Below are 10941 nucleotides of genomic sequence, written 5' to 3' on the forward strand. Positions count from 1 at the left end.
GTAAAGTGTGCTGATGGAAAGGGTAATATGCAGATATTTTCTGAGTAAAAACACAAAAAACGAAAGACTCCAACGAGAACCGATATAGCCAAACTGCTGGGGAGCATGCTCTAAAAAATAATAGAAAAGAGGCAGATAACGGGCTAAATGCCACTGAATATGACGTCCAGCGGGTAAGCTCTGCAAGCCTGCCCATCCGTGTTCTCTAAACTTTTTCAGCCAACGCCAAACGGAAGATTCGGCGCAGCAAAGTAGCCCAGCGACTTGAGGAACAGAATGTATCTTGCACAGTAGAAGTATCCCCATGATCCGGCGTGCATAATTTTTATCAGGTGTTTTTTGAACGATTTTTTTCATCTGCCGCCGTTCATTTCGGGAAGTGGGTGGTATGATAAGCATGACTCGATCCTTTTTTCTGTGATTTTGCGTTTTGGGAACAAAAATTTCGCAAATTTAGGATCGAGTTTCTTTGATACTCCTACCATTTTGAAAAGGCATTTAGTGGATTCATAAGGCTGCCCTCTTATCATTAGTTAATATTGTGATTTATTAAATAACCCATACTAAAAAATGAGTAATCAATGCATCGTAATAGAATGCGCTAATTGTTAAATAACAATAGATGATAGAGGTGTTATAAAAAGATGTTCACTTTGTGGGTATATCAAATATTCATAATTGATCATATTTTCATCCAATAAAACGCATGCCAGAATCAACTAACGCCGATTTTTATTGTTTATTCTGGTTTTCAGGAGCCGCCAAATTTCAGGTGAATAAAGAACTGCTATTAAGGCCAAAAAGATCAGGCGGAATTTAAGCTCAAGGCCACTCACAAGAATACCTAATACACAGAATGCTGATGCCATCCCTCTAATCTCATTAAAAATACCCTTTATTACCCAGATAAATGCGCGTTTAATCCATTGCAGAAACATCTATATCATCCTTGTTCGTTGTGATAATCAGATTATATGTAATACATTCCAGATATTTAAACTGCCAATCTATCAGCAGCTCTATTTTTTTGTATATATAGTGAAAACTGACCGACAACACCGACAAACCGACAATTGGAAATATTATCCTTTATATTCAATTGGATATAATGTTAAATCGTTGTAGGTTAATTGTCGCTCAATTTTTCAGTGTCTCAAAAAACATAATATTATCGATATATTTCAATATGATAGGTGTTATCTTTCATTGTCGGTTTTCGACAATGCCATTAATTCAACACACCCGATTTCTTGATTTCTGCTTTCGAGATATTAAACAGAGCATTCATGGAGTCAGCATCCTCTGCACACACTTTATAACCTGCGATCACCATCGCCACAATGAAAGCCATATTACGAATATAATGAGGTTCATCAGTATGGCTAAACTTATCGGCGTTCTCGCGTTCAACGATATGCTTGAACGTATACGACGTGAGAACATCCCCTGTTTTGGTTATCTGCTTGGTTTTGGCGTACATCAGGTTATGACGTGCCAGCCAGCGTAAGCAGCTTTCTACTTCACGGTAAAACATCGCATTACCGATCAATATCTGTGGGCGGAGTTCATATTCTTTGCCTCGCCTTGTTGCTAATCCGTCAGCACTTAAGCTTGGGAACTGGATAATCAGCCCATTCAGCGCCTGAACAATCTGCCCCTCTATAGGTTGTTTTTCCCAATGTTCGGGTTTGTGTGAAGCAATACCCTGTTGCCAATACTCTGAGTAGCCATCTTCAATACAACGCCTGCCTGTCAATGGCCACTCGTTTTTCATGGCTTCGGTTGAGGCGTTGCCGTCTGTCCTGTTCTTTTGGGCTGTCGTCCACTGCGACGCATACTCAGTAAAAGGGATCACACTCCCCTGACGAAACCAATGCGCTATCATAAGCAGCGTTTTAGAAAGCGTTTCGGCATCCTTATTAATTTCACATTCTCTGGCGAAGCTCTTGAACCGCTCCCGCTCTTGGGAAGTCATTTTCTGACCTATTGGCTGATTATCTATAAGTTTTATCATCTCTACTTGCCTCTTTAATTTGCCTGCCAAGAAAGGAAGATTTTTATTCCAGCTGGCATTGTTTGTTAATTTTATATGTACAAGAAAACTGTTTTTTACTGCGGTTTTAGCCCTTAACGAAAAAATCGCAAAATAACTGTACCATCTGTACCACTTGAGATATTTTATCTTAATATCAGTTAGTTAATGTGGTGCAGATACGAAAATTAACTGTCAATAACAGCGCCTTATCTGTACCACTGACATTAAAACTCCTGCTTTAACTCTATGCCTAAATCCGTGGGTTCAATCGAGCCGTTACAGACAACGCAGGGTAATATCAGCTCACAGGGATCTTCTTTGTGATTCTGGATTTCAACGACTGCCCAGGCAACCACCCAATCACTATCACCATCATCAAACAATACGCGCCATTTTCCGTTAGTGGGAGAGACTGCTTTAACGGCATAAAAAGGGGTAGACATCATAATGAATCCCTCCTGCCAGAGAATGAAAAGTTTCTTTCTGGCTGGCTTTCTCTTTTTAATAGGTACAGTTTTGGTACAGATATGGCACAGATATTTAAATAACTGTACCAATTTAATATACTGATAAATAAACAATTAATGATAACTGGTACAGATGGTACAGTTATTTTGTGTTTTAGCTCAGAAAACATCACTTACCCCCATACCTATCATTTGGGCAAATCTGACCCTCAATTCGTTAAGACTGGGTAATTCGTAAACAATACCTACCCCCCGGCCTCGTCGTCCTGAGCTATCCAGCCCCATTTTAACCATCGTGCTACCCACACGCCGACGGGCAGCAGGTTCTGTCTCTTCCTCGTTATTTTCTCTGCACCACAGTAAGTAATTATCGATAAGTTCACTCACGGGAATTCTTGCCATTCCCCGAAATGGTTCCTCTTTCGCCAGCTCTGCATACAAATACGCATACAGCCCGGTGAGTCCGAACAGGATTTCTTCCTTGAGTGCATCGGTCTGGGGTGCGCGGTGGCGGTCAAAGTGTGAAATATCATAATTCAGCAGATAATGAAGCAACTTAGCCACCCCGTTATCATTCAGCCATTGATAAAGGTTATCGAAGTAGGCTTTATCCTGTGCCCGCGTTCCGTCAGGTTCAAGTACCAGATAGCGCCTTTCCCTAATTCCGGCTTTTAGTGCCTGAGTGCTGTTGCTGGCAAAAATCAGGCGGGAAAAGTTCACCATTGCTTCCGCGTCGATGCCTTTACGCTCAAGATTAAACGTGGGTTCACTGATAATTCCGCGTAGTTTCTCCCCGTCACTGGCTTTAGCTACGGTGGCTTCATCTGCAAAAACCAGTAACTTATTGGCCATCGTTGCGTTAAATTTTGCGGTGATCTGTTCAGCACCATTCACCTGTACGCCATATTGCCCCAGTATTTCCAGTAACGGCCTGACCAGTGTTCCTTTTCCTGTGCCCGGAACCGATTTCATAGCAATAGCCACGGAGGGCTTTTCATCGGGTTTCTGGAACAAATGCGCCAACCATGAAACAACGTACTGGTAAGCCCGCTCATCCCCCGCGCAAATCACATGCTTAATGTGATCAAGGTAGACCGTGCAATCACCTTCAATAGGATCAATAGCCAGCCCCATAAACAAGTTATATACGCTGTCCGGGCATCTTTTCGGATCGGGATAAAACCCCACACCGTCAGGCTTATAATTTTTCCCTTTCCACTTTAGCCATGCTTCCCCCAGTGACATCTTTTTAGCGATCCGTCCTTCGTGCAGAAAGTAGTTTTTAAACTGGGTCAGTTCCTCGAAAACATGCGTGACCCCGTTCACCTGACAGGGCTTTAAGCTGACAACCCGATGCTTGCCGCCAATGGTAATGTGGGTGTAGGTTTTGTTCATTTTCTCCAACAAGGCTAATTCTTCACCTGTAATCACTTCACCGCTGCCCAGCTCATACATATCCAGTTCTGCCCCTGCATAATATTGATACAATCCTTCACGAAACGCTTGTTTTGCTGCTTCGATACCGTGCCGTTGTCGGTAATCGTCCCAGTCGGCTTTATGTTCGGTCGGTGGTATAGATACCCACCCGTTAATCGCTTTGGCTGTCTTCTCTGCCGCCATTTTGCCCACATTCTTTTTCGGCTTGCCGTTGCTATCCAGTTCTCCGGGTTCGTGCCAGTCATTATCAGCCGCAAGAATGATTTTCGATTCAGGCCACCGCTTTCTGACCTGTTCGGCAACGGGCAGTAAATTACCTTCATCAATCGCAGCCAGTATCACCCCCTCATGCAATTGGCTCACTGTTAAGGCCGTTGCATAGCCCTCGGTAATGATGATCGTGTCTGGTGTTCCACCCAGCGCTGATAAGGGGATAAAACTCCCCTTTTTCTTCGTACCAGAGACAAGGCGCTTATCACTGTTCGGTTTGATTATCTGAGCACCCGTTATCGTGCTGTCCAGTGCCTGAATCACCAGTAATAAAGAACCGTCTTTAAGCAGCCGCTGATCGGGGCATTGCAGCCCCTTTTTTGTCAGGTAGTCGGATTGCCCGGCAATGGACTGTTCCACCAGCTTGTTAACTTTCTCGGTTATCGGAGGAGACTCTGATTTTGGAGCCTCCTTTCTGGCGGGTTCAGGCAAAGGTAGTGCCAGCGCATCAGAAACGGCTTTTACTGCTTCGGTCAGTGTTATCCCCTGACTTCTCACCAGCAAATCAAAGCCATCCCCGTGATTTGGGTTATCACACTGGCGACAATGCCAGTCTCCGTTTCCGTGGTCATCGATAAAGTGAAATCGGTCAGTACCGCCGCAAATGGGGCAAGCACCCTGCTTACCCTTTTCTGGAACATTCACACCGCAGGCTGACAACAACCCTTGCCATTGATTTTGAGCCGCCACTTTCACCAGCTTGATATCAATCTGCGTTACCATTGCGGAAAGCCCTCACGGTGATGAATTTCAAACTGAGCATGTTGTGCTGTGTCATTCAGGGCTTCGGCTATCTGGGGTAAATACATTAAGGCTTCACCGATACGGCGCAAATCATCTCTTGATTGTTCATTTGAATAACTTTCGTTCTCGGCTGACCAGAAAGCCAGTTCCCCTATCGCAGACATTGCCGCCATAACTCCGCTGTGTGCACCACATGAATGTTTACGTAAATCTTTGAGTTCCTCAGTGCTCATAGCGCTAAAGTTATTACGTACCAAATGGTTATAGATATCAGACATAATCAGGCTCTCCCTGCGTAGGTGTATTCGTGAGTGAAGCGGCTTAAAGGCATAGTGCACGGGCTTTGATAACCTTCACGGACAAACGTCACGCGATTAAAGGCCACTGACAGCACTTGGACGGTTTCCCCGTTCTTATGGGTGTAGTAGTCATGGGGAGCAGGGTCACGCATAGTTCACCCCCTGACGAGACACGAATATCAGAGAAGTGATACCAGCCAGCAGACGGGCTTCATGCTCACTGTCTGCCAGTACAGTAATAAGGCGCACCGGATGAATATCCACCAATCGCTGAGTGCCTGATGCAATTAGGAATGTAAATTTAAGGCGAGTTTGAGTATGCTGTTGAATAGCCATAGTGTTACTCCAGTTAACATTGTGGTTAGAAGCTCCGTGTGGACTGCAATCCAGCGGAGCTTTGTTTTTATTGAATGCTGCAACATCCAACTGGCACCCAGTATAAATACAAGCTGGCACCCACTTCAACCTTTTTCTTCGAATTATTTTTGTGTATACTGGCACCCATAAATAAACATGGAGATCAGTAATGGCAAGTGATAGCATCAATAACAAATCACAAAAGATGAGTGCACGAGTACCGCATGAGGTAGCTGATAACGTAGAGTTGTTAAAGGAACCGGGTGAAAATACGGCGCAATTTATCGTCACTGCGTTACAGGGTGAGATCAAGCGCCGACAGCGCAAAGCCAAAGCATCACCTGAGCAATAACTAACCAAGTGAATATTATTCACTGGGTTCAAATCAACTGTTACGGAAATCATTATGGTTGCCGCAGATGGGAAGGTATTAGGTATTGAGGAAATCCCAATACCTTCACAAGAGGGGTTACAATTAGTGCGTTTACTAACCAACCCTCTTAAAGATGGTAGCCTAACTGAACCTCTTAAAGAGGGGCAGTTAACCAATTGATTCAAAGCTGATTGACGCCAAAGGGTAGCATTCGCCGTGCTATCCTTTTCTTTTTGTACACCTCTAAATGAGTTGCGCAGATTTTGCGAGTAAATAGTATTTATGCACACAGCCGTTTGTGAGTAACTGCCAGTTACGCTCAAAGTTCGATAATCGGATATTGGATTTTGTATCGACGGATTTCGTCGGCACAAATAGCCACCAGCTTGCACACCGATATTTTCAGTGCTCAAATTATAAGCAGACTGCAAATTTGCAGCTTGATTAAATATCAATGGGTTAGGTAGCTGACCTGAAATAATCGGGGCAGCTAAAGAGTGACCATGCGCCAAATTTGGCGTCTGAATACATATCAATGGGTTGCGGTCTAAGCTCGAATTCGGGCTTTGGGTGGTCTTCATCACGCCACCTCTCGCAATTCTACTCCTTTCGCCGTATATCCCTGAACCCGAACACCTTCGACACGGTGGCGCTTTTTAGTCAGAAAGCGAATATGATCGGCATAGACATAGAGCCACTGACCATCGACAGCAATGCGTTCAAATGTTCTGAGTGGCTGTTTTGCATACTGGACAAATGGAGTAAACCTATTGATTTTACTTACTTCTTTTGTGCGCACCTCTTTCATGCCTTTTTCGTTATGTCTATAAACCCAGACATCATTTATTTTTCCTGTAATTTGACGGGTGCGAACCTTGATATAACCCAGCCGACGCATAAGTTTGCTGAACTCAGCGTCATTACGAATTAGCTTGCTCAGGTATTCCAACGGCTCATGCTTCCAGCCTTTAGCCTGATAACATTTCGCTAGTTCGTTATGGTGCTGCTTATTGAGAATGGTGTATTTATCTGGCTGGTGTGGGTTACGGCATAAAACCCAATTATCCGCAGCCTGTTTCCGCAGCTTTTGGTCAATCAGTAATGCGAACGTCGCTAAAGGTGTGCCATTTTTGCGAGCGTGATATTCAGAACTGATTGAAGCGATGATATTCAAGGCGTAGCTATCGACATCCTTTAGCTGGGCAAACCCATAATAATCTTTGTTTTCCAATGCGTTACTTGGGCATAACGTCGCGTGGTAGTCGAATGATGCTTTAGCCTTTCCAGTTAGCCCTGTATCGCACTCTGCATCATGAACCGATACCCCAGAATTTAACCAAACCAGCCCCTGACCGTTATGACGTAAGCCCAGATCAGTGAGTGTGCAAATACCTTTGTTAATTGCTGTCCAGTTACCTGATATAACCGCCTTACGGATAATTGAAATATCCTTCTGGCTAGTTTCAGAGTAAGCGAGTTCCTGACCGATTAAGGCCATATTTTTAGAGGTCATATTTTTACCCTGTCTTAATTAATTCGATTTTCGGCTATACGGGTTATTTACATTGTTTACTGTTGGCGGATTGCGTACCCACCAGAGCACATCACTTAATAACCACGAAACAGAATTACGCCCCAGAGGAACACGCTTAGGGAATTTGCCTTCCTCCTCTAATACCCAGCGACGAGAACGGGATAAACTGGAAAGGTGTTCACATTCTTTTTCTCTTATTCTGCGATCATATTTCTCACCATACTCATTTAAAATTGATTGGCGTTCTTGTGCTGTCGGTGAAGTAAATTTCATTACCATATTTTTATATTCTCCAAAATAAAAAACCCCGCGAGCGGGGAAAGGGATTAATTATAAGACCTTAATATTATTCAGACTTCCAAGTACCTTTTATCCATGCCTGAATCTCGGATAGTCGATAAACTTTAGTTTGTGGCCCAATTATTATTCTTGCAGGGAATTCCCCTTTTTTCTCCAGTAAGGCCCTCTGCTTCCATTTAATTGAAGTTAGCCATTCGCATTCTTTATCTTTGATTAGTCGATCAATCTTATCATCACACTCTAATTCTTCACGAGTTAATATATGTATCATAGCCTGACCTCATTTAACTAAAGAATCTAAATAACCAACTCACCAATAAAGCGCGTCTCTTTTCCTGTCCATATATTTACTTCGATTATATATTCCTGCAACACCATGCAATGTGTGACCTAATAACTGCTCAACTACATTATGTTCAAAGCCATTATCACTGAGATTGGTTGCCAGTACTCGGCGCATATCGTGAGCCGTCCATCTCTCTTGATGATTTAATCTTTTCCATATTCTTGAAATATTTGTACTTACTGATTTTTGCTCTATCTCAAAACCAATAACATACCCTCTATTTTTCGTTGATTGATTTAATAGCAATAACCAATCTTTTAAATTACTTGGAATTGGCCTGATGATTTCTTTTCCACTTTTACTGTGCTCTGGTGGCACTCGCCATATCTCATTTGAAAAATCCCATTCATTCCACTTTGAAAGTAATATTTCAGACAATCTACAACCGAATATAATTAAAAACCGAAGAATAATTCTGTTTTCATGTGAAATAATATGGTTGTCATATTCTTTGTTAACATAATGCCATACATCGCGTAATTCATCCGTTGTTAGCACTCTATCTCGTTTATTGGCTCTTTCACCCACATCACTCACGGTTAAATCATCTATTTCGTGACTAATTGCGTATTTTCTTACTCTACAAAATTTCAATGCCTGCTGTGAGGTTTTTAAAAGATACCCTGCTTGTACTGGTGCATTTCTTTTAATTTTATCAAAACAACTAACCCACATTGGTAGTGTGCATTCGCTTAATGGAATACTTCCAATCTCTGGATAAATATGCTTAGCAAAATAGCTTCTAATGGTAATTGCTGCCTTTCTTTTATTGATGGCGTAATTATTAAACCAATATTCTATGGCCTCTTCTACGGTCACTGGCTTTAATGTATCTTCTTTTATTATTTTTATCTGAATTCTTGGGTCTTTCCCCTCAGCTAACCATGCTCTGCATTTATCTCTTTGTTCTCTTGCGGCTTTAAGACCTAAATCAGGGTATTTGCCCAAGGTTAACCATATCGGTGCACTCTCTCGCCCATACAGACGGTAGAAGAAAACAAAACTGATTGTTCCCAGTTTACTTACCCTGATTGATAACCCATTCCCGTCTGCTATCGTCTGTTGTTTCTCAATAGGTTTACCGTATAAGGTTCTGAGTTTTCTATCACTGAGCTTATTGACCGCCATTAAGCGAGCCTCCTTTTATTTTGCAATACACATTGCAATACACAGAGTGGTGAAACAGTCAGAAAACACCAAAACAAATAGAAACCTTGAATTAGTATTTATTTTTTGTTTTCATCAAGTTGCAATAAACACGAACACACGTAGCCCCTTCTCATTTATAGAGTTTACATTTCCGGCTGTCACATCGCTTCGTCTGCCTACAGCGGATGTTGCTGATAATGACCGTTCTATCAGACGGTGGCATGGGTTATTTTTGATTCTGTCGGTACGCTCGAGGTAAGGAGTCCTGTCATAGCTCATACCGGCAGACGGCGATAACCCGGCGCAGGGGAAAATAAAATGCCACCAGTCCGTGTGCGTTGGGTACGCGATGAGAACGAAGTGGCAGCATGGGTTATTGCTTTAACCACTCAAGGGAATGGGTAAAGCAATATTGTGTTTAATTTCTGTCGGTTACTGATAGTTAAGGTTTATTCGCTTGTTTTGCTGTGGCGATGGGGTATGAGTTGTTGCAAATATGTTATTTTTTTGGAGGTGGTTATGCCTGATCTCGCATTGGAGGCATTTTTTCGCGAATTAGAAAAAACTCGCAATCCCAATGGCACCCCTGTGCTATGTGAACACCATGAGTCCATCAATCAGAACAGAACAAGAACGCTAACTGTTGTATTTGAAAATGAAGATGTACGGCATGATCTAAGAAAAAGAGCACATTTAATTTTAGAGCGAAAGAGTTCTGCCTCTAATTCCTTACCAAAGAAGCTACACCAATTGGGTTTTGAACATGATAGACTAATGTCTTCCGCAACCAAGAACAGCGAATGCTCAGTATATAAACTTACCAACCATTCTGGCTATGATGTAACACTTAATGCATATAAGACAGTTATACTACCGAGCTTTTCACCACTGGACCCATCTTACCTTAATCGTTTTAAAGAAAGGATGACTGAGAGAAAATATCAACACATCCGAGACAGCTTAAGAAATTACCAAAGCCCTGTACATTCTCCAGCAAGAAGTCCTCAGCCCGGTCCTTCTGGCCTACATTTACCATTTCAACAAGTTGTTCAGCAAGCAGGAACTTCTACTCAGCGGCAAACACGACAAATCGATGGTGCTGGCAGTGCTTTTCATCCCTATAGACGCCCTGATACGCAATCGCGTCAAAACAGCGGAGATTCTCAGCCAGGCAGAATTTGGCGCCCTTGGGAAAAGTAACCCCTGCAACCCCAGAATCATTTGCTCTGGGGTTTTAATGCGTCCCACTATTCAGCAAAAGAGGCTGCCTCTGTGTGCTGCGTTTTATCCTGCCAATGGTTTTCTATTGCTTCACTCATGCGCTTCATCCAGTCAGCTAGTTTCAATGCTGCCTCTTTTTCATTCTCAAATGAAGGCATATCATCAAACTGTATTGATGCTTTGAAATTGCCACCCAGCTCTTTTTCTATAACTAAGGTTTGCTCTAGCATGGTTGATTCAGTGTGGTGAATGACAGTGTATCTAGCCACGGATGATTGCTTCCGCCTGTTCTTTTCAAAGTAAATCAAATTGTATTGACTCAAACTTGATCGGACAGTTACCTATTTTTGGGGTGTCACTGTGAGTTTAGATTTGAGCTAAATTCTTTTCAGCCCAAGCTCGTTTTCCA

Annotated in this window: 15 protein-coding genes; 3 read left to right on the forward strand and 12 right to left on the reverse strand. The window is 42.6% G+C overall.

Annotation, left to right across the window (positions count from 1 at the left end; all coding sequences use genetic code 11):
* From Xinn_RS18670 to Xinn_RS22220, 7 genes are all read right to left on the reverse strand, one after another.
* Positions 1-357: helix-turn-helix domain-containing protein (locus Xinn_RS18670; RefSeq protein ID WP_244590260.1), on the reverse strand; the 357-nt coding region annotated here is incomplete at its 3' end.
* An 871-nt stretch (positions 358-1228) separates the two neighbouring features.
* Positions 1229-2014, reverse strand: coding sequence for a hypothetical protein (locus Xinn_RS18680; RefSeq protein ID WP_086953559.1), 786 nt, complete (start codon positions 2012-2014; stop codon positions 1229-1231).
* Between the two features lie 245 nt (positions 2015-2259).
* A complete protein-coding gene (locus Xinn_RS18685) occupies positions 2260-2481 on the reverse strand; it encodes a hypothetical protein (protein WP_086953558.1) in 222 nt (73 codons plus the stop codon).
* Positions 2482-2661: 180 nt separating this feature from the next.
* Complete coding sequence (locus Xinn_RS18690) at positions 2662-4932, reverse strand: DUF5906 domain-containing protein (protein ID WP_086953557.1); 2271 nt, start codon at positions 4930-4932, stop codon at positions 2662-2664.
* Positions 4926-5231 carry a hypothetical protein gene (locus tag Xinn_RS18695; RefSeq protein ID WP_086953556.1) on the reverse strand — a complete coding sequence of 102 codons (306 nt, stop codon included), beginning with the start codon at positions 5229-5231 and terminating at the stop codon, positions 4926-4928. The genes Xinn_RS18690 and Xinn_RS18695 overlap by 7 nt, the downstream gene beginning before the upstream one ends.
* 2 nt (positions 5232-5233) lie before the next feature.
* The gene (locus Xinn_RS18700) at positions 5234-5404 is read right to left on the reverse strand and encodes a DUF4222 domain-containing protein (RefSeq protein WP_086953555.1); all 171 of its coding nucleotides are present in this window, start codon (positions 5402-5404) and stop codon (positions 5234-5236) included.
* The gene (locus Xinn_RS22220) at positions 5397-5588 is read right to left on the reverse strand and encodes a hypothetical protein (protein WP_169923617.1); all 192 of its coding nucleotides are present in this window, start codon (positions 5586-5588) and stop codon (positions 5397-5399) included. The genes Xinn_RS18700 and Xinn_RS22220 overlap by 8 nt, the downstream gene beginning before the upstream one ends.
* 190 nt (positions 5589-5778) lie before the next feature.
* Here Xinn_RS22220 and Xinn_RS18705 point away from each other — a divergent pair, with 190 nt between their 5' ends.
* Together Xinn_RS18705 and Xinn_RS22225 are read left to right on the forward strand one after the other, a co-directional pair.
* The gene (locus Xinn_RS18705; protein WP_086953553.1) at positions 5779-5961 is read left to right on the forward strand and encodes a YlcI/YnfO family protein; all 183 of its coding nucleotides are present in this window, start codon (positions 5779-5781) and stop codon (positions 5959-5961) included.
* A 54-nt stretch (positions 5962-6015) separates the two neighbouring features.
* On the forward strand, positions 6016-6162 hold the full coding sequence (locus Xinn_RS22225; RefSeq protein ID WP_169923618.1) for a hypothetical protein: 147 nt from the start codon (positions 6016-6018) through the stop codon (positions 6160-6162).
* A gap of 400 nt (positions 6163-6562) precedes the next feature.
* Here the strand turns inward: Xinn_RS22225 and Xinn_RS18715 are convergent, their stop codons facing one another.
* The 4 genes from Xinn_RS18715 to Xinn_RS18730 form a co-directional block, all read right to left on the reverse strand.
* The gene (locus tag Xinn_RS18715; protein WP_086953552.1) at positions 6563-7495 is read right to left on the reverse strand and encodes a hypothetical protein; all 933 of its coding nucleotides are present in this window, start codon (positions 7493-7495) and stop codon (positions 6563-6565) included.
* Positions 7496-7513: 18 nt separating this feature from the next.
* Positions 7514-7795, reverse strand: a complete 282-nt coding sequence (locus Xinn_RS18720; protein WP_086953551.1) for a helix-turn-helix transcriptional regulator — start codon at positions 7793-7795, stop codon at positions 7514-7516.
* Between the two features lie 67 nt (positions 7796-7862).
* Positions 7863-8087: a helix-turn-helix transcriptional regulator gene (locus Xinn_RS18725; RefSeq protein WP_086953550.1), complete on the reverse strand. Its 225-nt coding sequence runs from the start codon at positions 8085-8087 to the stop codon at positions 7863-7865.
* Positions 8088-8126: 39 nt separating this feature from the next.
* Positions 8127-9290 (reverse strand): tyrosine-type recombinase/integrase, encoded by a 1164-nt coding sequence (locus Xinn_RS18730; protein WP_086953549.1) that lies wholly within the window; start codon positions 9288-9290, stop codon positions 8127-8129.
* Positions 9291-9830: 540 nt separating this feature from the next.
* On the opposite strand from Xinn_RS18730, the gene Xinn_RS18735 reads away from it, so the two are divergent.
* Positions 9831-10511 (forward strand): hypothetical protein, encoded by a 681-nt coding sequence (locus Xinn_RS18735; RefSeq protein ID WP_086953548.1) that lies wholly within the window; start codon positions 9831-9833, stop codon positions 10509-10511.
* 47 nt (positions 10512-10558) lie between these two features.
* Here the strand turns inward: Xinn_RS18735 and Xinn_RS18740 are convergent, their stop codons facing one another.
* Positions 10559-10762, reverse strand: coding sequence for a hypothetical protein (locus tag Xinn_RS18740; protein ID WP_086953547.1), 204 nt, complete (start codon positions 10760-10762; stop codon positions 10559-10561).
* Positions 10763-10941 lie beyond the last annotated feature (179 nt).

Origin of the sequence: Xenorhabdus innexi (genome assembly GCF_002632485.1) — a bacterium.
Classification (GTDB): Bacteria; Pseudomonadota; Gammaproteobacteria; order Enterobacterales; family Enterobacteriaceae; genus Xenorhabdus; species Xenorhabdus innexi.

Bases quoted from the DNA above. Each gene is read 5' to 3' on its own strand.
- Xinn_RS18685 (WP_086953558.1), bottom strand. From the start codon at position 2,481: ATGATGTCTACCCCTTTTTATGCCGTTAAAGCAGTCTCTCCCACTAAC.
- Xinn_RS18690 (WP_086953557.1), bottom strand. From the start codon at position 4,932: ATGGTAACGCAGATTGATATCAAGCTGGTGAAAGTGGCGGCTCAAAAT.
- Xinn_RS18730 (WP_086953549.1), bottom strand. From the start codon at position 9,290: ATGGCGGTCAATAAGCTCAGTGATAGAAAACTCAGAACCTTATACGGT.
- Xinn_RS18735 (WP_086953548.1), top strand. From the start codon at position 9,831: ATGCCTGATCTCGCATTGGAGGCATTTTTTCGCGAATTAGAAAAAACT.
- Xinn_RS18715 (WP_086953552.1), bottom strand. From the start codon at position 7,495: ATGACCTCTAAAAATATGGCCTTAATCGGTCAGGAACTCGCTTACTCT.
- Xinn_RS18705 (WP_086953553.1), top strand. From the start codon at position 5,779: ATGGCAAGTGATAGCATCAATAACAAATCACAAAAGATGAGTGCACGA.
- Xinn_RS22220 (WP_169923617.1), bottom strand. From the start codon at position 5,588: ATGGCTATTCAACAGCATACTCAAACTCGCCTTAAATTTACATTCCTA.
- Xinn_RS18700 (WP_086953555.1), bottom strand. From the start codon at position 5,404: ATGCGTGACCCTGCTCCCCATGACTACTACACCCATAAGAACGGGGAA.
- Xinn_RS18725 (WP_086953550.1), bottom strand. From the start codon at position 8,087: ATGATACATATATTAACTCGTGAAGAATTAGAGTGTGATGATAAGATT.
- Xinn_RS22225 (WP_169923618.1), top strand. From the start codon at position 6,016: ATGGTTGCCGCAGATGGGAAGGTATTAGGTATTGAGGAAATCCCAATA.
- Xinn_RS18695 (WP_086953556.1), bottom strand. From the start codon at position 5,231: ATGTCTGATATCTATAACCATTTGGTACGTAATAACTTTAGCGCTATG.
- Xinn_RS18740 (WP_086953547.1), bottom strand. From the start codon at position 10,762: ATGCTAGAGCAAACCTTAGTTATAGAAAAAGAGCTGGGTGGCAATTTC.
- Xinn_RS18680 (WP_086953559.1), bottom strand. From the start codon at position 2,014: ATGATAAAACTTATAGATAATCAGCCAATAGGTCAGAAAATGACTTCC.
- Xinn_RS18720 (WP_086953551.1), bottom strand. From the start codon at position 7,795: ATGGTAATGAAATTTACTTCACCGACAGCACAAGAACGCCAATCAATT.